The organism is Snodgrassella sp. W8158 (assembly GCF_016100435.1).
Lineage (GTDB): Bacteria > Pseudomonadota > Gammaproteobacteria > Burkholderiales > Neisseriaceae > Snodgrassella > Snodgrassella alvi.
The window spans coordinates 36037-58534 of the sequence record NZ_JACFSM010000003.1; the positions used below are offsets into that span (position 1 = coordinate 36037).

The window sequence follows — 22498 nt, forward strand, 5'->3', positions numbered from 1 at the left end:
TATAATTAGATTTAAAAAATATATATTCTTTATAAAATAATAAAAAAAATTACTTTTAATGTAAAGTAAAGTATAAGATATCTTTTTTAATGTTAAATAAAAGAAAATAAATCAGTATAGTCTGAATTCAGATATATAGTACTGCCATGAGAACCCTGTAACCCGCCTGAACAGGAGTCAGACGGCAGCATTTAACTTAAAGCTAAAGCATCACTGCCGGCAAAATCATTGTTAACCCCGGAATAATCGGAACAATGAAAAAAGCAATGGTTAGCAGGCGTCTGAACATTGCATCCTGCTGCTTTTCATCGGTATAGCTTACCACCAGCGTACCGGCAATATGAATCGGACTAATCACACTGAGTAAAGCCGGTGCTACACAGGCAGCCAGAATCAGCGACATATGTGCTGAACCGCCGAATATCGTAAAAATCATAGGCGTCATCAGACTGAGCACACCAATAGTAAAAGATTCAACATTACTCAGACTGGTAGTTAAATACGTAATAATGAACAATAAAATTATCTGATTAGTAGTCATACCGAGTAAACGGTTTTCTAAAGCATCCATGGTATGTACCGACATCATCGTACCAATAAACACCAGTAAACCACTGATTACCACCACAGCATTCCAGGAGATATTTCTGGCTAAATTTTTACTATATTTCGGAAACAGTAACAACAATAATACAGCCAGAGAAATTGCTGTTAAACCCACGTCAGTACCTGCAAATACCACCAGAGTGATAAAGAACAATACAGATAATGTTGAGCAAATTGCATAGGCAGGATTCAGTTGTCCTTTATCATTATTATCAACAGCAACTGGTTTCAGTAAAGCCAGACCACGAGCCGGTTTTTTTTCCATTCGTACTGTCCTGTATGCGACTAGGACTAAAAATTATTTGCAATACCAATACAGTACTGACACTAACTATTGTGCCCAGTAACCATAACTGCCATCCGTTAAAACTGACCTGGGCATGATTTGCAGAGTCACGAATAACCGTATCTACCGGATTAATCGGAGATAGAGCACCGGTATTGGCACCCACAATTGCAGCGACTTCACTGATGAAGAAAATTCTTGGCATACGTCTGCCTAAAGCCGCAATAACCGGTACCAGTAATGTAATTGTTGCAGTAGAAAAAGCGCCGGCAGTAGAAATAAACAAACCAATCATGTAGCCAACCCACGGAATCAGTAAAGTATGTTCACCACTTGCCTTATATACTTTATCCGTTAGCCAGCTCAGACTTCCGCTGCGTTCGAAATGCCTAAAAAGCAGCGATACACCAATGAGTAAAGTAACAATTGAACCCGGAAAATGCTCGAATACTGATTTAGAAGTAAGTAGCAGTGCCGGGTCTGGTGCTGTCGCTGAACCAGTTACCGTGTAGAACTGTGTTGCTGTAACCATTACTGCGGCTGCACAAAAACCCAGTAAGCCAATATTTACATGCCGCCAGATTGATAATACCAATATCAGTACCAGCAATACCAAAGATAGTATTTGTGGAAACTCATAAAAAAATCCGTAATTTATAATTTTATTTAATAAATTAAATATTTAAAATGTTTAAGTTTTAATGGATCAGATTAATCATGTACTGTGTTTCTTCATGGATTAATACCTTCGATGTATGTGAACAATATATTATTTTTTCTTTAACTTTATAACTATTATCCATAACAAATATTGTTCTCTATTAATTAGCTTTATCCAGCCAAAATAATAATGATAAAAACAATATTGATGCTTATAGTTAATATAGGTATTAAATATTTGCACAGCCGTAAAATAAAGTAATTTATCAGACAAACTTAAAAATTAAATTTTGATTCAGATAGTATTTGAAACCGGATATTAATATTTATTAATAAAAAACATAAACTAAGCATAAAAATAAAATAAAGTACATCAGTTTCGGTGTTGCATATTTATGCAGAACGTTTATCCGGATTCAGAGCAAAACCAGTTTAGTTTGTCTGTTTTAAGCGGAAATATTGAATCAGAGAATAAAAATAGCTTGATATTCAAAGAAGATTTGATGATTCAGATGGAACTTTGATAAAACAAAATAAACAGATTAATATCAAAGTATTCCATCAATTCGTACTGTTGTAAGATTTTTTTCTGAAAAAAGCGGCAAATAATATCAATTGATATAAGACTGATTTTTCTAATCAAGTAACATGATCAGGATTAAATAAAAGAAAGCTGCCTGATTACATTGATACAAGCTGTAAATATAGTTTATCCGAAAAAATACATATATGTAATCAGACAGCTTAATAACAGAAAATATTTAATGTTTACCGTCAGGAGTCCTGTTTTTTAATTTCCAGGTATTACCCGGATGCTGGGTTGGAGGTGCTTTTTCATGGTCTTTAATCGTGGCAAAATTATCCAGCTCATGGCCATGCTGATCAACTTCCTGATAAATCCCGCCATTGGTTCCAGAGTTATCGCCGGGTTTCAGATTGCTCATATACAACTCCTTTTCAATAATTACCGTGAATCTACGGTAGCTTTATTATTCTTTTAAATTTTAAATAATACAAGTACTTAACTATAATTTAATTAGCCAGAATTAAATTAACACAGTAAATTCCATTAAGGTAATGAAAAGTAAATTGCTTAGTGCCAATACTGCCATAATAATGTCGGTTCTGCTTATACCGGATAAAATGAATAAAAAATATAAATTGCTTTAAAATGCTTGAGCTTTTGCTATCCGGTATCTGCATCGTTTTCGGTTACAATACCTGTTTGCAAAGAAAAAAGTAAGGAAGTGTATGACATGCGCTCAGGTGCGTGATTACCTGCAAACGCAAGGATTAAAATTACCAGAGCAGGAAGTCCGGATGGCAATGCTGGTTGCGCAATCTGTACTGGAGCTTGCTCAGGCAGAAATCGATATGTCTGTGCTATGGTATGAAGAAAACGGATTTAGTCTGGCTCGTAAATTCAATTTAAGTCCAGATTCACTATACCAGATTCATCCGGCAGACTTATTTACAGCCAATGAGAACAGTGCATATACCTTGCGCCAGCTATATCTGGCTTTCGATTCAATAGCAAGCCGGCATCATAATGATGTATTTGCTTTATATTTATATGAAGGAAATAATGAAACAGGGAAGTTATGCCGGCTACTGGCACGCGGGTATCATTTTCCCGCTGTAATAAACTGCGATCAGCAGCAGGTAAATCAGTATTTGTTTGCACGTACAGCTTCTACTGGCTGGCTGAACCAGATAAATAATGTACAAATGTGGATTAATGACAGCAGTCTGACAGGAGAACAAAGCGGGGCTTCACAGCTGGCTGTTCCTGTTACTGGTGAAGAAGGGCAAGTACTGGGTGTATTGTTTGCCGCTCATCAGCAGCAAGATGCCATTTCCGATACGGAACTTATCGACTGGATTGCCCTGGCAATGGTAATTACACCACTGATGCATAATTTGCATAACGCTGCCACAACACATACCAAGGGATAAATATTATGTCAAAAATATATCAAAACCACATACAAGATAATAGTCCTGTACGCTTTATTGCTTCCTGCCGTTTACCAACGCAATGGGGTGAATTTACCATGCACGGATTTGAAGATGTACGCAACAGGCAGGAACACATTGCTCTTACCGTAGGCGATATTTCTACAGGAGAAGATATACTCGGACGAATTCATTCTGAATGTCTTACCGGTGATGCTTTATTTTCCAAACGCTGTGATTGCGGCCCTCAGCTTGAAGCTGCGATGAAAGCAGTACAAGAGGCAGGAAAAGGTGTAATTATTTATTTACGTCAGGAAGGCCGGGGTATAGGTTTACTGAATAAAATCCGGGCTTACAAACTTCAGGATGAAGGGCTGGATACCGTAGAAGCAAATCTTGCTTTGAATTTACCCATCGATGCCCGTGATTTTTCTTTGGCCAAACACATTCTTGATCATCTTGGCATACAGTCCGTACAGTTAATGACCAATAATCCGCAGAAAGTCGATACACTAAAAGCACTGGGTATTCATGTAACTAATCGTGTTCCCTTACATGTCGGACAAAATCCTGAAAACCGGCATTATCTGCATACCAAAATGGAAAAACTCGGACATTTTGCGGATTAATCTGATTAAATGACATCGAGGATGTTCTCCATAATATTTTTGCAATTAGTTAAGTATTACGGATTAAATTTAAAATCTCAGAACACAGATACTTTAAAAACTGCAACTGTGTGCCAGTAAATGAAATAGAGGCAAAAATTGCAGCCGAACGTTTTCAACAGCTTCAAATATCATGTGAATCACAATCTGAATTATTTTTGAATGTGGCATATCATTCTGTTATTACTCTTTGATTCACATCTGGTGATATCACCAAATACAATCAACTCGTCGGCATCAACCCATAAATAAGAAATTATCCCCTGAAATTTTGTACAGATAAAATTTCAGGGGATGAGTGTAATGTTTATGTTCAGATGAAGTTTATGAATATTCCTAGCTTAAATAACCAGTTTTAATTTCTCTCCATGATAAACGATTGATGCTGACGGGACACATAGCAACACCTTTAATTTTAGTAACGGTTACGCCACTAGGTCCGTTTTCAATTAATTCTGGTGTTTTTCTTAAACATGTAGTTAGAACAACTTTTCCTGGGTCTCTTAAAGGTGTATCAGTACCTTCTCCATATATTAAATTAATTTTGGCATCTTCTGCTATTAACTGTTTACTAAGTTGTCCTTCAGAATAAATTGCACCAGGTACCGTACCATCAGAATTAACAAATGCATGAGGATTATCTTTCGTTAGAGCACCACCATTTCTGACATCAAGCTGCAATCTACCCGTTGTAGTTGTGATTTGTTGCAGTCTGGTAGTTTTTACACAAGGGTCTTCTGGTAAGGGATCTATTGTTGTCTTATAGCTTTCTGTATACACGATACCGGTATTAAATATACCGTCAATTGGTGATACTACACGTTCTCCATTATCATGAAGATTTATATACCATCCTTTTTGTGATTTATCAAGCTTATGGTCAGATAAAGAATTATCAGATAATTCTTGCTTCAGTAACTCGGATTTTGTTACCAACGCATCGCCATCAGTTTTGCTTAAATCGTCATAGATACCATAAATTGACTGTTGATCATGGTTATTCAAATCAGATTGATAAATTGAACTACCCGTACCAAAAACTATTATTAATTTATCATAAGAAGTATTAGCATTTTGATTCGTATTTATATCTGCAGCATATACCATAGGTGATATAGTGATTGGTTGTCCGCTGCTGAATATTTTAGTGGCTTTCCATTTGCTCGGATCAGCACTATTCAAATCAAATCTGAATACATTGCCGCCATAATCACCAGCATATACATAATTGATAATGCCATCACCATCTGTATCAATCTGTGTAGGACTTGATAAACCGCCTATACCACCCGGTGCGACGATTTTTGTTATTAATGATCCTTTATTAGCTCCAGTTTTTTGGAATCCATCCGTTCCTACATCAATTCCTAACAGATCATATATATATAATGATGATTCTTCGGACATCTGTGGTGAGTTATCTGATTCAAGTGTGTCTGAATAATTATAACCATTACTGATAAAACCAACTTGTCGTACATGATTTGCTACAGATACAGAATCAGGGACTTCAGTATTTACCCGCAGACGTCCGATTGCAGGTTTACCGATAGTATAGCCAAATTTATTATCTTCACCGGATGGAGTTTGGAATAATGGTACATTTTCATACCAGTTTCCGCTTCCGGTATTATCAGCTGCTACTGCAGTGTTAGAAGTTAAATCTTTACCGCCAATATTGATAGCAAAAGCTCCTCGTCCTGCCTGTCCCATAGTAGCTAGCATAAATGAAAGCTGAGGACTATCTTTTCCTCTAGCTTCAGTTTGCCGTAAATATACTTGACCATTCATTAGATAACGATGAGGTTGTGTTGATTCTTCACCATATTTTTCTTGTACGAAATCTTTGTAATAATGTTCAACTAAATCACTACCGTCATTACTTTGTCTTTCAATTCCCATTGGCATATAGTTAAATTTCAGAGAATACGGATTTGTATCGCTATTTGTATATTTAAATACATAAACCATTCCGTCATTGGCTGAAGTAACCATATATTTCTGGAAAGAACTGTTTTCATTATGACCAATAAATGAAATATTATTAGAAAGAATATCACCCATTTTATTATCCGTAGGGCGTTTACGGTAATCCAATACAAAATCTGGATTGGAATTTTTTATATCTTTATCTGCTTTGGAGCGTCCTAGCCAGGTTAGTAAACCATCAAGCCATTCATTTTGATTTTTACCGTCATTGTTTTTAATTTTGAATGTTTCATTGTTCAAAGATTGACTAGAATGGGTTGATAAATGTGAGTCGGCATATAAATAAGTATTCTTGCCGTCGTTTAAAATAAGCTTTCTTTCACCAAAAGTAGGTTGATTACATGTGGTTTCACCTTCATATATTTGTTGTAAACTTCGAATACAAATTGTACTACTCCAGCCATCTGTACTTGTTTTAACCGTAGTAATGAGATTTCCGCTAATTGTATTTGATACACCTAGTACTGGTGCTGATGCGGTTATATTTACTCTTTCTTCTTTTATACTACCTGCAATATCCTCAAAAATATTTTTAAATGCATTGAGTATTTCAATTTCATCATTAGCATTATAAAAGCGACCTTCAGGGTGATCTTTAGTGTGTTCTCCTTCCGGTGTGGCTGCGTTTTCAAGATAAGGTATAGCAATCTTTCCCCTTTTACTATTTTTTAATCCAAGTCCGAAGCCTATAGTAAAAGTTTCTGCTGTTTGAGTAAATTGTTCTTCCAAAGGAGTGCCTGGATTTTTCGGATCCTCTTTATTGGCGTCCCAGGCCTTACCAGCTTCATCAACAGTTCTTCTTATTAATTTATTATATTTGCTTGCATCAGTTAGTTCTCTACCTTCTTTTTGGTATACAGCACTGGTATAAATATATGGACCAAAATTTTTAGAACTTAAAGTCTTACTATAAAATGAAAGAGCTGTAGTCGGGTCATTATTGAAATCCTTTTCTTTTTCCTTTGTCGTTTTACCTTTATAAAAATAGTTATCAAAAGTTACATCTGATGGTGCCACAAAGGCTTTAGCTTCACCATCTGTTAGTGCAACTATGAAAGACTTCTGACAACGAAATCTTAATTGATTCATAATAAGATTTCTGGCTAAAGAAACGTAGACACGGTGCATCGGAGTTGTACCGTGAGTAGTATACTTATTTATTAATTCTCTTACAAAATACTTATATTCTTCATCTGATTCCGTATCGTAGAATTTCAAGAATTTTGAATCTGCGGTGCTATCACTTGAATTATTCATGGGAACTAGAGCAAAATACATACTATTTCTATATTTTTCAACAATATCACGTAAAATAGGACGCAATATATTATCTTTGGTTGTTTTCAAACTTTTGCAGTGCCCATATCTGCGTTCACCATCAGGCGATATATGAGCATTAGGATTACCTATTGAACTTACAGTAATTTTATCTGGATGATATTCTGACCAGACAATGCTTATACTCCCATTCTTATTAACTTTTTCTATTTTGGTTTTATAAGAGCATTGATATAGAGTATTCTCATCCATACTAGCCGAATTATCAATATATAAAAGGATGTTTGGTTTTATGCTGTAGGATGTAGTTATCAGATTCTTTTTCTGGAATGAAAAAGGTGTGTCTGCAAAAAAATCGGTTTGTGCCTGAATTGTTAAAGGCAATAATGACAATGCTCCTATAATTGCTTTACAAAGTAATTTTTTCTCAATTCCTAATTTCTTGTTTCTAAATGTTTTATGGGTCATGAGGATTACCTATATATTGAATGTTAATTTAAGATAAAAACAAATGCATAATAGTAAATAAATTTTATTAGTGTATATTATCACTAAAACAGTTATCAATTATCAAATAAATGTGTTTTATATTAAATTAAGTAAAAAAAAAATAAATATATTATATTATTTGTAGCATTTAGGTCATATTTAACTAGAAAATTTTTATCAAAATTAGTTATATTTAATTATTTTTTAAATAAATATTTTTATTTTTAATTTTATTTTATATGTTAAGCTTATTATATTTATATTAATTTGTATGTTAGGTTGCTAAATAAAAATTTTAACTTGTTTCTATAATATGATTTTTTATTTATGATTGAAATATACTATTAAGAAACTAATTGAAAATCAGTTTTTAAGTATTCTTAGGATAAATTTATATAAATAAAACGACTGGATATACCAGTCGTTATCTGTATGAAATTATAAATTGATGTAACTTTCTTTTATTTCACGCCATGAAATCCGGTGAATTATGATCGGACAACGCGGGACATTAATAGTTAATTTATTTCCGTCTGTTGTCGCTGCTATCACGGCGGCACGCGAGCAGTTTTCTACCGGAGGAGATTTTTCAGTTAATGGTTTTTGGGTATATGAGCCGCCTATATCAATATTATTATTGCCTGAAACGGTAAAACCAAAAGGTCCTTCCGTACTCACGCTACTGCCTGCCGGCGCTGCTTCATCAAATACAAAATTCGGATCTGTGCTTTGTAATGCGCCCCCGGTTTTTACATTAAACTGAATTTTACCGGTGGTAACGGAGTTGCGCTGGACGACAGAAGTAATTTTGCACGGATCAGGCAGTTTATTTTCTTTTTCTACGTTATAAGTGCGCGATAGGACTGCGCCAGCATAAGAAACAATTACCGGTTTGGATACAATGCGCTCACCGGTGTTTTCTTTGAGATTAAAATACCAGCCTCGATGAACTGCCGGGTTTAGCGGATAGTTACTCAGTAAACGGTAATTGCCGGCTTGGATAAATTCTTGTTTTACCAGGCTGCTTTTGCTGATTTCGTGCACTTCTTGCTGGCTCAGATCGTCATAAATGCCATATACACTTTGCTGATCTTTATTTGTCAGGTCTGACTGATAAATATCGCTGCCTGTGCCAAAAGTAACAATTGCTGTTGGTATTTCGCTATTTGTATGCTGTGCTCCTTTTGCTTTAAGAAGAAATACCCCGGGTGCTGAAGTGATGGGACCATCAGCAGTAAAGATTTTATACACTTTCCAGTTTGACGGATTAGGAGCACGTAAGTCAAACCGATACAAATTACCCTGATAATCACCCGCATAGACAATATCAGCTACGCCGTCTCCGTCTATATCGATAACTGTCGGGCTGGAAAGGCCGCCGCTGCCATTAGGAGCAACCAGTTTGGCGATTAAATCTCCTTTTTTGCTGCCGGTATGAATATAGGCCTGGGTGCCTACATCTATTCCCAGTATGTCGTAAATATATAAAGCTGATTCAGGTGAGGGTTTGGCAGCGATATCCTGAGCCAGAGAGGGGGAGTAGTTATAGCCATTGCTGATAAATGCAGCCTGACGTATATGGTCTGTAATAGATGAATCTGAGGCATCGATATTTGAATTGACCCGAACTCTTGCAATGGCAGGTGAACCGATAGTATAACCAAACTGATTGTCTTTTCCACTGGGTGTCTGGAACAGGAAAACATCCTCATACCAGCGGGACGAATGCATGTTGTCTCCAGCTAATGGTCTGCCGGTAATAATGTCGTTTCCGCCGATATTGATGGCAAATGCGCCTCGTCCCGCTTGCCCGAGGGTTGAAACCATAAATATCTGCTGTGGCCGCCCGTTGCTGCCATCTGTTTGCTGTACCGCCATGCCTCCGTTAAGCAGGAAACGATGAGGAAAATTATCATTAACGCCATATTTTTTGCTGGTTAAATCCTTGTAATAGTGAGCAACCAGATCAGAACCGTCATTACTCTGCCTTTCAATCCCCATTGGCATGTAATTAAATTTTAAATCATAAGGAAATTTGGAATTATTACTCGAGCGGAAAACATAGACCATTCCGTCATTAGCTGATGTAATCAGATACCGCTGGCGGTTATTTTCTATATTGCCGGCTGTAAGAATCGGATTATCTATAATATCTCCTAAATCCCGCGTATTTCCGAAGTCTGGCAGAGAGCGGCGGGTACGATAATCCAATACAAATTCATTTTTTTTCTGAGTATCAGCAGTAAGTGAACGATTTAGCCATGCTAGTAAGCCATCGTGCCATTCATTACGATTTTTATTATTGTTGCTGATTTTAAATGTGCTGTTATTAAAGCTGTTAAGGCTTTCGTTAAAGAGTTGTGTATATTTACCATCATTAAGCAATAATTGCCGGTTGCCGTATGTAGGCCGCATCGGGCATGAGCTGCTGTCATTTTTGGTATTGATATCGTAAATACAAATCCTGCTGCTCCATGAACCGGTTTCAACCTTGGCGGTAATCGACAGATTACCCTGGTTGGTATTGGAAATGGCTACAGTCGGAGCTGTTGTAGTAGTCTGAATGGTTGATGCGGTCATTTCTCCTTTGATTGTTTTAAATATTTTTTCAAAAGCGCTGATAATTTCATCACGGGAATTTGCGTTAAAGAAACGTCCGTTAGGGTTGGTTGTTTCATTGTATTCGCCACTTGGCGTTGCGGCATTTTCCAGATAAGGAATGGCGATTTTGGCTTCGTTTGTATTGCGCTGCCCGAGTCCTACTCCGATGGTGAATGTTTGTGCAGTCTGGCGAAAACGTTTTTTTGTTTTTGGATCAACTTCATTCCATGGCTGACCCGCATCATCAGTTTTTTTTCGCACTGGTGAGGCATTAATGGATTTACCGGTTGAGCTATAGTAATCACTGGTGTAGATGTAGTCACCAAAGTTATAGTTATTGAGCCTGTCTGTATAGTATTTCAGACGCAGTGGTTTATTGGTATTGTGATTGCGGGCAAGAAAATTTAAGCGATCGTTATTAGTTTCAAAATCCCGATCAAAGTAGCTATCGTAGCGTGAATCTGTATTTTTGGTGAAATTTTTATCTGAAATAGAATATGTATTATCAGCTTCACCATCACTTAGCAAAATAATATAAGATTTTTGGCAGCGATATTTCAGTTTGTTTATTACCAGATTGCGTGCAATAACAGGAAACTGGCGTGTAGTGGGGGTGTCGCATGGTGTTTCCAGTTTTTTGATGTTATTTAGCATGCTTTCATAATTGGCCGGATCAGAAGTGTCATAAAATTTATTGAATTTTTTCTGGTCACCGGTGCCGCACATCGGGCGAAATGCAAAGTACATATCATCATGATATTTTTTGATGATATCTGTCAGTACTTCTTTAACGGAATCAATACGCCGGTAGGTATCACAGCTATATCTGACTTCTGAGGTATTTTTGGGTTTTTTTGTAAATCCGTATTCATAACTACCAAATGGCGGCCATTTGCCCCCTTTACCATCCGGATTGGGAATCCATTTACTCACCCGGCATTTATAGGTAATCGGTACGATGTTCATAGACATACTGCCTGAATCATCAATGTAAAAGGTAACATTGGGTTTAACGCTATATGACGAAGTAGTAATGGATTTACTTTGCAGATGCAGCGGAATATCAGCAAAGATATTTGCCGCAGCCAAAGCTGACGGAATAGCAAAAAGATTAAAAAGGCCCAGGACTGTGCGGCACAAAGTTCGACCGGATGTGATGTGTTTTGTTCCGGTAATTTTGAATTTATCTTTTTGTTTTTTCATGGAATTCCTTGTTTAGTAGCTTCTGTTGCTGACTTTTAGTAAATTCTTAGGCAATTAAGCTTTTTATGTGACAGACAAAAATAAAATATGAATGTGCAGCTGATTGTCAGATAAAATATAAAGATTCAAATAGAGGGGTATATTTAACTTTCCGGTGATAGTTACTCAGGAAAAATCTCTGTCAGGTTTCTGATTCAATACCGATGGCATTAATATGCTAAATAACTTATTTGGCAATTTTATGCTATTAAAGTTTAAATCTGAAAAATTAAAATCTATAGTTTATTTTAGAAGAAGATTGATTAACTTTGATTAGTTTATGCTGATAAGTTAGCGTAAAATTCTTAATTATTGCTCTTTATCTATTTTTATTATTATAAATTGCTATTTAATTTTATATAAATAATTTTTTATTTTTATTTAATAAATATTTAAAATCATTATTTCAATGTGAATAATTTATTTTAAAATTAATTTTATAGATTTTTAGCAATTTTATTGCTTAGAATATGATAATAAGCGTTTGTTGCTGTAAATATTGTATTTGGTTTTATATATTTTTTTTAATTTTAGGTGAATATGAAAGTATTGTTTGATATAACAAAAGTTCTATATGCCTTGGTTTGTTTTGCAGGTATATAGAATATCGTTTTCCACTTTCAATATAGAGATAATAGGGAAAGGAACAGAATTTTATATATTGAATGTCTGAATCAAACAGAGGATATAACCCATGCTATTGGTTAATCAATAACAAGTTTCAAGTACTATAAAATTTAAATTTAAAAAACAGTAAACTAAAAAAAATGTGCAACATTGCAATAAAAAGGGCTTGCTGTGTTTCTTACTCTGTGATTAAATACGCGCCTCGACAGCACAGGGTGATTAGCTCAGTTGGTAGAGCGTCTGCCTTACAAGCAGAATGTCGGCGGTTCGACTCCGTCATCACCCACCATTTTTCTGTTTTATGCGTTGCATAAAACTTGCGCGGTGGTAGCTCAGTTGGTTAGAGTACCGGCCTGTCACGCCGGGGGTCGCGGGTTCGAGCCCCGTCCGCCGCGCCAATTTCATATTTGCTGTTTTCTTTCTTAGGGGTGATTAGCTCAGTTGGTAGAGCGTCTGCCTTACAAGCAGAATGTCGGCGGTTCGACTCCGTCATCACCCACCATGTTTTTCTCTCCTGATTTCTGATTTAATTAAATTTTTGATTGTTAGTTAGCTATTTGTTTGCTGTTTTTATATGCAATCAAACTATCTGTGCTGGTGGCATTCATAGCCGATCATCAGTTTGTGATATTCAGGCTATTATTACTTGGTATTGTGCAATAAGAAACTCCATGGTATCTATACTCATTCACAGCTTATTTGCATCTGTCTGTATATGCTTAAGATATTTCACTTGGCACAATTTGCAAACTAACCTATAATTCATCGCTCAATCTTTTACTGATTGATTGCGGATATGGCGAAATTGGTAGACGCACCAGATTTAGGTTCTGGCGCTGAAAGGCGTAAGAGTTCGAGTCTCTTTATCCGCACCATTAAATATTTTGGAAACAAAGAATTATCAAGGTATTGTGACGAATTCGTGACAATACCTTTTTTGCATTTGGTAACTTGTATAAATGACTGTTTTGGCAGTAGATTCGTACTGAGTTTAGGTACTTTTATATATTGGAGTCTCTATATTCAGAAGAAGTTAAAAAATATTCAGCATATTTTTTATTATCTTTAAAGTAATCGGTCTGACTCTGACTAAAAACTATTTAGAAATTTGTTTTATCTGCTTTCAATTTTGTATTTTAAGTATAACTATCTTTGGTGGGATATTCGAATTTGCCAGAATTGGTAGTTAAATTAATTCTATATATATCTGTTATTAGTTTTTATTGACAGGTATTTATACAGATATATAGTTTATGCGTAAGGTATGGTTTACGGATAAATGATATTTATCAATAGGTAAAAAACAGTATATCGTAGATATTGTCTGACTGATTTTGAGTTTATTTGCCAGTTAAAACAAAAAATGCACCATTGTATAAATTCAAATGGTGCATTTTATTTTGCTGATATCTTTGTTTTAGTTACATGGTTTCAAGTGTCTCTATGCCTAGTAAGGCCAGACCCTGTTGCAAGGTTTTGCCGGTAAGGCTGGTGAGTTGCAACCGGCTATTGCGAGTGGCTTCGTCTGCTTTCAGTATCGGGCAGGCTTCATAAAAGCGGCTGAACAGGGTGGCAATCTGATACAGATAAGCGGCGAGATAGTGCAGATAAGAGGTATTGGCAACACTATCCAGAACATCTTCAAATTTAAGTAATTCTACAGCCAGTTGTTGTTCCATGGCTTCGTTCAGGGTGATCGCAGCATTGTTATCCCAGGTACCTGCTTTGCGAAAAACACTTTGCACGCGGGTATAGGCATATTGTAAGTAAGGAGCAGTATTGCCTTCGAAAGAGAGCATGCTGTCCCAGTCGAATATGTAATCACTGGTACGATTTTTGCTTAAATCTGCATATTTTACGGCACCTATGCCTACGACTTCACCTATATGTGCGATTTCATCGGCGCTCAGTTCAGGATTTTTGCTGGCAACCAGAGCAGATGCACGTGTTACAGCTTCGTTTAGTAAATCCATTAATTTTACTGTGTCACCGCTACGGGTTTTAAACGGTTTGCCGTCTTTACCCATCATGGTACCGAAAGGTACATGTTCCGCATGCACGGTATCAGGCAGCCAGCCGGCTTTACGGGCAACTGTAAATAATTCATCAAAGTGCAGGCTTTGGCGCGCATCCACAACATATAACAATCTGTTGCCGTGCAAGGTATTAATCCGGTAACGCAGGCAGGCTAAATCGGTACTGGCATACAGGAATCCGCCATCTTTTTTCTGAATAATAAATGCTGCTGGTTCATTATCCTGATTTTTAAACTCATCCAGAAAAACAACTTTAGTACCGTCACTGTCAACGGCAATACCTTTGGCAAGAAGTTCATTTACAGTTGATTGTAACTGATCATTATAAAATGATTCGCCGGTTACATCGGCTGGTAAAAGTTTTAGGCCAAGTTTTTTATAGACCGCCTGAGCATGTTGCAAAGAGGTCTGTACAAACTGTTGCCACAATGCCAGAACGCTGGCATCTCCGCTTTGAAGTTTAACTACGTAATCACGTGCTGTGTCAGCAAAGTTTTTATCTTCATCAAAACGTACTTTGGCATTACGATAGAATTGTTCTAAATCCGCCAGTTCGAGATCTGCACGCCCGTTTTGCTGTTGTTCTATCAGGTAGGCGACCAGCATACCAAATTGTGTGCCCCAGTCACCTACATGATTTTGGGCAATAACTTTATGTCCGAGAAAAGTAAGTACCCGGTTGAGGCTGTCTCCTATGATGCTGGAGCGTAAATGACCTACGTGCATTTCTTTAGCCAGATTGGGTGAGGAGTAATCTATAACTATTGTTTGTGGCTTGCTGTTTCTGGCAATACCCAGATGCTCATCCTGCAATGAGTCCTTAATATATTGTGCCAGTTTTTCAGGGCGAAGTTTTAAGTTAATAAAACCAGGGCCGGCAACTCCTGCTGTGGCAATCAGTGGGTTCTGCTGTAATGCATCGGCAACTTTTTGTGCCAGTTCGCGAGGGTTTTGTCTGGTTTTTTTTGCGGCACCCATGACGCCGTTAATCTGATAATCGCCAAAGTCTCGATTTTTGGCTGGTTGCAGAATAATTGGCTGGTCTGTGAGCCCGTTTGCACTGAATGCTTGTTCAACTTCAGCTGCAACTAGTTGATGTAATTTCATGTTGATCTGATAAATAGGAAAATGGCTAATTTTCGCATAAATAAGCGTAAATCGCATTAGCGCAGCACAATGAATAAACAGACTTGACGGGAATATTGCCTAAATTAGTTAAGAAAATTTTTTTGTGGCTATATAAGAATACTATATAGATAAATGGATTGGTAATTATCAATCAGATTAGCTGATTTATGCTGAATATGATTTGTGCGTTTTTAGTGTGTAAATGGATAATGTTGTTAAAGTATACCGGATACCAGCCGGTATACTTTAACTGTGTGATGATCAGCCTACGCGATAAAAGGCCAGACTACCAAGCAAGTTTGGCCAGAGGGAAATGCGTTTATTTCCGCTCATCACTGCTCGTTGCAAAATTTTTAAATGATTTTTGGCACATAATTTATCAAAATCCTGAAGGGTGCACCAATGAATGTTCGGGGTGTTATACCATTGATAGGGCATGCGTTCGGATACCGGCATATGTCCGCCCAGTGCGATTTGCAGGCGGTTGCGCCAGTAGCCGAAATTGGGAAAGGTGACAATAGTTTCTGCGGCGACTCGTTTCATTTCCTGCAGGATGTTTTCCGTATTTTGCATAGACTGAATGGTTTGGCTCAAAACGATGATGTCAAAGCTGTTATCATTAAAATGTTGCAAACCGGCTTCCAGATCAGCCTGTATTACGTTGATGCCACGTTGCATAGCAGCTAATACGCTATTGGTATTAATTTCTAATCCATATCCCTGACAATTTTTGTGTTTGACTAGTGCGGCCAGCAGTTCTCCGTCTCCGCAGCCTAAATCCAGTACACGACTATTGGGTGTAATCCAGTCGAAAATCATTTGCAGGTCATCACGCAGTGGTACTGATGATATGTTCATTGTGTTAGTTCAGTGGCAATATTGTTGAAATAAATGCGGATAGCCGCCTGATAATCAGTATCTTCCATTAAAAAGGCATCATGTCCGTGAGCTGATTTAAGGGCAATATATTGCACGGGTTTGTTGGCCGCTACCAAAGCATCCAGTAATTCCTGTGAGCGTCTGGGTGAAAAACGCCAGTCGCTGCTGAAGCTGGCTATCAGTATTCTGGCCTGAATTGCCGATACTGCGGCTACCAGACTACCATCATAATCACGCGCCGGATCAAAATAATCAAGTGCTTTTGTCATCAGTAAATAACTATTGGCATCGAACACTTCGGCAAATTTATCGCCCTGATAGCGAAGATAGGATTCAACTTCAAATTCAACGTTGTAATCATACTGATAGTTTGGTTGTCGCATCTGGCGCCCGAATTTTTTACCCAATCCGTCTTCTGCCAGATAGGTAATGTGTCCCATCATGCGAGCGATACGCAAACCTCGTCGTGGAATTTTCTGCTGTTGCGCGTATTGTCCCTGACAAAAATCGGGATCGGTAAGAATGGCTTGTCTGGCTACATCATTAAAGGCAATATTTTGGGTAGATAATCGTGGAGCTGAGGCAATAATCAATGCATGTCTCAGGCGTTGCGGTTTGTCGATTGCCCATTGTAATGCCTGCATCCCGCCCAGACTTCCGCCCATAACTGCTGCCCATTTATCAATGCCGAAGCGGTCGGCCAGCATAGACTGACTTTCTACCCAGTCCTTTACGGTTACCATCGGAAAATCAGCGCCGTAAGCTTTTCCTGTGTCCGGATTGATACTCAACGGACCGGTGCTGCCGTGACAGCCGCCCAGATTATTTAAGCCGACAACAAAAAAACGATTGGTATCAACAGGTTTTCCCGGACCAATCATATTATCCCACCAGCCGGGGTGTTTATCATTTTTACTATGGTAACCCGCTACATGGTGATTTCCTGACAGTGCATGACATATTAATACCGCATTACTTTTGTCTGCATTAAGTGTGCCGTAGGTTTCAATCATTAATTCAAACCGGGGCAGAACACAACCGTTTTGCAGGGTGAGCGGGCTGTCAAAAGACCACTTTTGCGGGGTTACAATGCCAATGCTGTCTATTTCTTTCATAGGATTAGTTAAAAGAATAGAAAACTGGCATTATAACGACTTTGTCTGGTTTGCACAGATATAACGTGTTTTGGAAAATAAATGATAGGCCGTTTGCTGCGTCTGTTTCTTTTTGTAATGTTATTGGGTGTTTTGCTTAAGTATATACTTGGAAGGCAGCAAAAACAGACGCTCGGATACTGGGTAAACTGTCTGGCGCTGGTGTTGATAGTAATTAGTTCGCTAATATTGCTGATATTTGTATTGAAATCTATTTTGTATTAATCAGCATTAATACAAACAGGTGATAAAAAAGCCGGTCTGATGTTTCAGGCCGGCCAGAGATATTTTCAGTATTTAAAGTAAGCTGCTCACTTCTGCTTTTTCTTCTTCAAGTTCAGCCAGTGTCTGATTAATACGCTGCTGACTGAATTCATCAATAGGTAAATCCTGGACAATAGTGTACTCGCCATTTTCACAAGTCATGGGAAAGCCGAATACTATTTCTTCCGGGATGCCATAAGAACCGTCTGAGGGTACGCCCATAGTAACCCATTCTCCATTACTGCCGATTACCCAGTCATGAATCTGATCGATAATTGCATTGGCGGCACTGGCAGCAGAAGACAGACCACGGGCTTCAATGATGGCTGATCCGCGTTTGCCTACTTTAGGCAAATACTCTTTTACATACCAGTCCTGATCATTAATCATTTCTGCTACGTTTTCATTATCTATCCGGGCAAAGCGGTAATCAGTGTACATGGTAGGACTGTGATTTCCCCATACACACAGCTGTTTTATTTTGCTTACTGGTTTATTAATTTTTTCTGCCAGCTGACTAAGTGCGCGGTTCTGATCCAGACGCATCAGTGCGGTAAAATTTTTTGCCGGTAAATCAGGGGCAGACTTCATGGCGATATAAGCATTGGTATTGGCAGGATTACCTACAACAAGGACTTTCACATCGCGGCTGGCCACTTTATTCAGTGCTGCACCCTGTGTTTTGAAGATTTCGGCATTGGCCTGTAATAAGTCGCTGCGTTCCATACCTTTACTTCGCGGACGTGCACCGACGAGGATAGCTATATCTGCATCTTTGAATGCCACTTCAGGATCATGAGTCGCAAACATATCGGTGAGCAGGGGAAATGCGCAATCCTGTAATTCCATCATTACCCCCTGGGCAGCAGTTTGCGACTGAGGCAAATCAAGCAATTGCAGGATAACCGGAGTATCAGCTCCCAGCATATCACCGCTGGCAATCCGGAACAGTAAAGCATAACCAATCTGACCGGTAGCACCCGTCACGGCAATGCGTACAGGTTTTTTCATAACATATCCTCTTAAAATAAAAACACGACTATAAATATTTTTTCTTGTCTTAAAGGTATTTAATATGTCTGTACTACAAGAATTTGGGCTGTATGATAGCAAAATTATTTTCAAAATTAAATTAATTGAAGTAATAGATTGATGCTTTTTTGAGAATATTAAGTGAGTTTTTCTGTGTTATCTTATGTCTTATATAAGACTTTATTTACATGAGTTTGAAATGTCGTACAATAGATTTAAAATCAGTTCGCTTAAAAGACACATTCCTTTATACCAGTCTGTAATGCAGCGGGTTTTTCATTTGCTTGCTGATGGTGATTTCAAGCCTGGTCAGCTTTTGCCTAGTGAATGGGATCTGGCCAGGCAGTGGAATGTAAGTCAGGGAACCGTGCGTAAAGGTCTGAGTGAACTGGCCGCGCGGGGTATTCTGCAGCGTTATCAGGGGGTAGGAACCTTTGTTACCCAGCAAAACTGGGACTGGGGATATTATCCTTTTACTGAAATTCCGGTATTGCAACAAGCTAAAACTGAGCAGGTTTGGCCGGTAGCTGAAGTTCTGAGTGTGACTGTTGCTGTTGCGGATGAAGAAACTGCTATGCAGTTAGGTATAAAAATCGCAGAACCGGTATGGAAAATTATGCTGCTATGGCGTACCGGTTATATTGAAGTGGCGGTGGATGAATTATTTTTACCTGTTGCGTTATTGCAGGATTTAAATGTACGTTTTATGCGCCGCCGCCGTAGTTTTTATGCTTTTTTGTTGCTTGAGTATGATGTTTTGATGGATACTTCGCGACAATGGCTTTGGCAGACAGTTCTGCGTCCTGAGATTGCCAGACTGTTGAAGGCAGATATGGCTTCGCATGCCCTTTGTATCGGGCGTTTGAGCCAGAGTGTCGACGGTGTTCCTTATGAATGGCGCCGGCGTTATTTACAACTTGGAAATCAGTCTTTGCAACTAAGTGGCAGCTCTGCTGAGTACTGATGCCAGTATTGTAAATAATTGGTGTGTAGTAATGTTGCCTGTTTGTTAAAAACTGGGTCAATTGCAGTAAATTTCGGTTGGGTGCGGCTTTGGTCGCTGGTTTTGAGTTTATATCTTCTAATAATACAAGAGGAGTCACCGATGCAAAAAGAAAGGCCAGTGTATCTGGATATACAAAAGATACGATTACCCATTCCGGGTATTGTGTCTATTTTTCATCGTTTTAGTGGTATCGCGCTATTTATCTGTATTCCGCTGTTTTTATGGCTGTTTTCAGGTACGCTTTCCCATGAATCTGCGTTCAATACTTATCAGGAGCTTGTGCATCATCCTATGGTGAAGTGCATTCTTTTTGTTCTTTTGCTGGCATATGTTTACCACAGTCTGGCCGGTGTGCGCTTTTTGTTTATGGATATTCATAAAGGTACAGAACTAAAAACGGCACGCGCTTCGGCTAAAGCGGTGGTTATTTGTGCAATTGTATTGTCCGTTATTATTTATGGAGCGTGCTTGTTATCATGATTGATCGTAAATTAGCCGGCGCGCACTATGGTCTGCGCGATTGGATTATGCAGCGTATCACGGCAGTAATCATGCTGGTGTACTCAGTCTTGTTTTTAATTATGATTATCTGTTTACCGCATAGTTATCAGGAATGGCAGTGTTTCTTTGCTCAGACGTGGGTTCGTCTGATAACACAGATTTTTGTGCTGGCACTGGTATTGCATGCATGGGTTGGTATACGTGATTTGTGGATGGACTATATCAAACCAGCAGGTTTGCGCCTGTTTTTGCATGTTGCCACTATCCTGTGGCTGGTTGGCTGTCTGATTTATTCTGTTAAAGTGATTTGGGGGGTAGCATGAATATGCCCAAGAGTTTGCCGATACGTCGTTTTGATGCCGTAATCGTAGGCGGCGGTGGTGCAGGGCTTCGTGCCGCTCTGCAATTATCTAAAGCAGGTTTAAATACAGTAGTGCTGTCTAAGGTTTTTCCAACCCGTTCTCATACGGTAGCTGCCCAGGGCGGGATTTCTGCTTCGCTGGGTAATGTACAGGAAGACCATTGGAACTGGCATATGTACGATACCGTTAAAGGTTCCGACTGGCTGGGTGATCAGGATGCAATCGAATTCATGACACGCCGCGCTCCTGATGCTGTAGTTGAACTTGAACATATGGGTATGCCGTTTGACCGGGTTGAATCCGGCAAAATTTATCAGCGCCCGTTTGGCGGACATACTGCTGAGTTTGGTAAACGTGCTGTAGAACGTGCCTGTGCAGTGGCAGACCGTACCGGTCATGCAATGCTGCATACCTTATATCAGCAAAATGTGCATGCAGAAACCCAGTTTTTTGTGGAATGGGCTGCTCTGGATCTGATTCGGGATTCAGAAGGTGTGGTAATCGGGGTTATTGCAATGGAAATGGAAACGGGTGAAGTTTTCATTTTGCATGCAAAGGCTGTACTTTTTGCTACTGGCGGTGCCGGACGTATCTATGCTTCTTCTACCAATGCCTATATGAATACTGGTGATGGTCTGGGTATGGCTGCCCGTGCAGGTATTCCTCTGGAAGACATGGAGTTCTGGCAATTCCATCCTACCGGTGTGGCGGGTGCCGGGGTGCTGATTACTGAAGGTGTGCGTGGTGAAGGCGGAATTTTGCTTAACAGTGAGGGCGAACGTTTTATGGAACGTTATGCGCCAACTGTAAAAGATCTGGCCTGTCGTGATGTGGTGTCCCGTGCAATGGCTATTGAAATTCATGAAGGCCGTGGTGTAGGTAAAAATAAAGACCATGTACTGCTGAAAGTGGACCATCTTGGCGCAGAAAAAATTATGGAAAAACTGCCGGGTATCCGCGAGATTTCCATTCAATTTGCCGGTGTGGATCCAATTAAAGATCCGATTCCGGTGGTTCCGACCTGCCACTATATGATGGGCGGTATTCCTACCAATTATCATGGTCAGGTGGTAATGGCCAAAGGTGATGATCTGGAAGCTCCGGTTCCCGGTTTCTATGCAGCAGGTGAATGTGCCTGTGCTTCAGTGCATGGTGCAAACCGTCTGGGTACCAATTCTTTACTTGACCTTGTGGTGTTCGGGAAAGCAGCCGGCGATCATATGATTGACTACATCAAAAAGCAGGTAGCACACCGTGAGTTGCCGGCAGATGTTGGTGAAAAAACACTTGCACGTCTAAGCCGTCTGGAAAATCAGACTAATGGTGAAGAGGTATCTGAAGTACGTAATGATTTGCAGCGGTGTGTACAGTCACATGCTGGGGTATTCCGTACAGATGCTCTGCTGAAAGAAGGAATTGAGAAAATCAATGAAATTGCCGAACGTGTAGCCAAAACCCAGATTCACGATAAGAGTAAGGTTTGGAATACTGCACGGCTGGAAGCGCTGGAGCTGGATAATCTGATTGAAGTGGCTCAGGCGACCCTGGTTTCTGCTGAGGCACGTAAAGAATCACGCGGAGCACATGCTTCCGATGATCATCCGAACCGTGATGATGAAAACTGGATGAAACACACATTGTACTACGCTGAAGATCAGCATCTGGAATATAAACCAGTACACACTAAACCTCTGAGTGTGGAATACATAAAACCAGCTGAACGCGTTTACTAAG

The 22498-nt window shown here is 38.9% G+C and carries 15 protein-coding genes and 4 tRNA genes; 10 read left to right on the forward strand and 9 right to left on the reverse strand.

The annotated features are described in order from the left end of the window. Positions 1-202: 202 nt before the first annotated feature. From H3V11_RS08380 to H3V11_RS08390, 3 genes are all read right to left on the reverse strand, one after another. On the reverse strand, positions 203-871 hold the full coding sequence (locus tag H3V11_RS08380) for a hypothetical protein (RefSeq protein WP_198224358.1): 669 nt from the start codon (positions 869-871) through the stop codon (positions 203-205). After that, complete coding sequence (locus H3V11_RS08385) at positions 819-1574, reverse strand: SLC13 family permease (RefSeq protein WP_370570181.1); 756 nt, start codon at positions 1572-1574, stop codon at positions 819-821. Before H3V11_RS08385 ends, H3V11_RS08380 begins: the two co-directional genes overlap by 53 nt. Before the next feature lie 739 nt (positions 1575-2313). Then, complete coding sequence (locus H3V11_RS08390; RefSeq protein ID WP_084586340.1) at positions 2314-2496, reverse strand: hypothetical protein; 183 nt, start codon at positions 2494-2496, stop codon at positions 2314-2316. Positions 2497-2803: 307 nt separating this feature from the next. Between H3V11_RS08390 and H3V11_RS08395 the strand changes: the two genes are divergently transcribed. Beyond that, positions 2804-3508, forward strand: coding sequence for a hypothetical protein (locus H3V11_RS08395; RefSeq protein WP_198211058.1), 705 nt, complete (start codon positions 2804-2806; stop codon positions 3506-3508). A 5-nt stretch (positions 3509-3513) separates the two neighbouring features. Further along, positions 3514-4137: a GTP cyclohydrolase II gene (gene ribA / locus H3V11_RS08400; RefSeq protein ID WP_110414290.1), complete on the forward strand. Its 624-nt coding sequence runs from the start codon at positions 3514-3516 to the stop codon at positions 4135-4137. A gap of 375 nt (positions 4138-4512) precedes the next feature. On the opposite strand, the gene H3V11_RS08405 is transcribed toward ribA, so the two are convergent. Beyond that, positions 4513-7911, reverse strand: a complete 3399-nt coding sequence (locus tag H3V11_RS08405) for a PilC/PilY family type IV pilus protein (RefSeq protein ID WP_198224362.1) — start codon at positions 7909-7911, stop codon at positions 4513-4515. 459 nt (positions 7912-8370) lie between these two features. After that, on the reverse strand, positions 8371-11736 hold the full coding sequence (locus H3V11_RS08410; protein WP_198224364.1) for a PilC/PilY family type IV pilus protein: 3366 nt from the start codon (positions 11734-11736) through the stop codon (positions 8371-8373). Between the two features lie 879 nt (positions 11737-12615). On the opposite strand from H3V11_RS08410, the gene H3V11_RS08415 reads away from it, so the two are divergent. The 4 genes from H3V11_RS08415 (at position 12616) to H3V11_RS08430 (ending at position 13277) form a co-directional block, all read left to right on the forward strand. Continuing rightward, positions 12616-12691 (forward strand) — tRNA-Val (locus H3V11_RS08415). Between the two features lie 32 nt (positions 12692-12723). Next, a tRNA-Asp gene (locus H3V11_RS08420) sits at positions 12724-12800 on the forward strand. A gap of 28 nt (positions 12801-12828) precedes the next feature. After that, positions 12829-12904: transfer RNA gene (locus tag H3V11_RS08425), tRNA-Val, on the forward strand. A gap of 288 nt (positions 12905-13192) precedes the next feature. Further along, positions 13193-13277: transfer RNA gene (locus H3V11_RS08430), tRNA-Leu, on the forward strand. Between the two features lie 546 nt (positions 13278-13823). On the opposite strand, the gene argS is transcribed toward H3V11_RS08430, so the two are convergent. The 4 genes from argS to H3V11_RS08450 form a co-directional block, all read right to left on the reverse strand. Continuing rightward, positions 13824-15545: an arginine--tRNA ligase gene (gene argS / locus H3V11_RS08435; RefSeq protein WP_198224366.1), complete on the reverse strand. Its 1722-nt coding sequence runs from the start codon at positions 15543-15545 to the stop codon at positions 13824-13826. A 282-nt stretch (positions 15546-15827) separates the two neighbouring features. Next, a complete protein-coding gene (gene metW / locus H3V11_RS08440) occupies positions 15828-16424 on the reverse strand; it encodes a methionine biosynthesis protein MetW (RefSeq protein WP_198224368.1) in 597 nt (198 codons plus the stop codon). Continuing rightward, the gene (locus tag H3V11_RS08445) at positions 16421-17560 is read right to left on the reverse strand and encodes a homoserine O-acetyltransferase (protein WP_078475758.1); all 1140 of its coding nucleotides are present in this window, start codon (positions 17558-17560) and stop codon (positions 16421-16423) included. Before H3V11_RS08445 ends, metW begins: the two co-directional genes overlap by 4 nt. A 336-nt stretch (positions 17561-17896) precedes the next feature. Then, entirely contained in the window at positions 17897-18874 is a 978-nt protein-coding gene (locus tag H3V11_RS08450; RefSeq protein WP_025330888.1) for a malate dehydrogenase, read from the reverse strand. A gap of 220 nt (positions 18875-19094) precedes the next feature. Between H3V11_RS08450 and H3V11_RS08455 the strand changes: the two genes are divergently transcribed. From H3V11_RS08455 to sdhA, 4 genes are all read left to right on the forward strand, one after another. Next, positions 19095-19859 carry a GntR family transcriptional regulator gene (locus tag H3V11_RS08455; RefSeq protein ID WP_198224371.1) on the forward strand — a complete coding sequence of 255 codons (765 nt, stop codon included), beginning with the start codon at positions 19095-19097 and terminating at the stop codon, positions 19857-19859. A gap of 141 nt (positions 19860-20000) precedes the next feature. Beyond that, on the forward strand, positions 20001-20381 hold the full coding sequence (gene sdhC, locus H3V11_RS08460) for a succinate dehydrogenase, cytochrome b556 subunit (protein ID WP_078475761.1): 381 nt from the start codon (positions 20001-20003) through the stop codon (positions 20379-20381). Continuing rightward, entirely contained in the window at positions 20378-20725 is a 348-nt protein-coding gene (gene sdhD / locus H3V11_RS08465) for a succinate dehydrogenase, hydrophobic membrane anchor protein (RefSeq protein WP_025330885.1), read from the forward strand. The genes sdhC and sdhD overlap by 4 nt, the downstream gene beginning before the upstream one ends. 2 nt (positions 20726-20727) lie before the next feature. Further along, positions 20728-22497 (forward strand): succinate dehydrogenase flavoprotein subunit, encoded by a 1770-nt coding sequence (gene sdhA / locus H3V11_RS08470; RefSeq protein ID WP_232335801.1) that lies wholly within the window; start codon positions 20728-20730, stop codon positions 22495-22497. The last annotated feature ends 1 nt before the right edge of the window (position 22498 follow it).

Bases quoted from the DNA above. Each gene is read 5' to 3' on its own strand.
- H3V11_RS08380 (WP_198224358.1), bottom strand. From the start codon at position 871: ATGGAAAAAAAACCGGCTCGTGGTCTGGCTTTACTGAAACCAGTTGCT.
- H3V11_RS08390 (WP_084586340.1), bottom strand. From the start codon at position 2,496: ATGAGCAATCTGAAACCCGGCGATAACTCTGGAACCAATGGCGGGATT.
- H3V11_RS08395 (WP_198211058.1), top strand. From the start codon at position 2,804: ATGACATGCGCTCAGGTGCGTGATTACCTGCAAACGCAAGGATTAAAA.
- ribA (WP_110414290.1), top strand. From the start codon at position 3,514: ATGTCAAAAATATATCAAAACCACATACAAGATAATAGTCCTGTACGC.
- H3V11_RS08405 (WP_198224362.1), bottom strand. From the start codon at position 7,911: ATGACCCATAAAACATTTAGAAACAAGAAATTAGGAATTGAGAAAAAA.
- H3V11_RS08410 (WP_198224364.1), bottom strand. From the start codon at position 11,736: ATGAAAAAACAAAAAGATAAATTCAAAATTACCGGAACAAAACACATC.
- argS (WP_198224366.1), bottom strand. From the start codon at position 15,545: ATGAAATTACATCAACTAGTTGCAGCTGAAGTTGAACAAGCATTCAGT.
- metW (WP_198224368.1), bottom strand. From the start codon at position 16,424: ATGAACATATCATCAGTACCACTGCGTGATGACCTGCAAATGATTTTC.
- H3V11_RS08445 (WP_078475758.1), bottom strand. From the start codon at position 17,560: ATGAAAGAAATAGACAGCATTGGCATTGTAACCCCGCAAAAGTGGTCT.
- H3V11_RS08450 (WP_025330888.1), bottom strand. From the start codon at position 18,874: ATGAAAAAACCTGTACGCATTGCCGTGACGGGTGCTACCGGTCAGATT.
- H3V11_RS08455 (WP_198224371.1), top strand. From the start codon at position 19,095: ATGTCGTACAATAGATTTAAAATCAGTTCGCTTAAAAGACACATTCCT.
- sdhC (WP_078475761.1), top strand. From the start codon at position 20,001: ATGCAAAAAGAAAGGCCAGTGTATCTGGATATACAAAAGATACGATTA.
- sdhD (WP_025330885.1), top strand. From the start codon at position 20,378: ATGATTGATCGTAAATTAGCCGGCGCGCACTATGGTCTGCGCGATTGG.
- sdhA (WP_232335801.1), top strand. From the start codon at position 20,728: ATGCCCAAGAGTTTGCCGATACGTCGTTTTGATGCCGTAATCGTAGGC.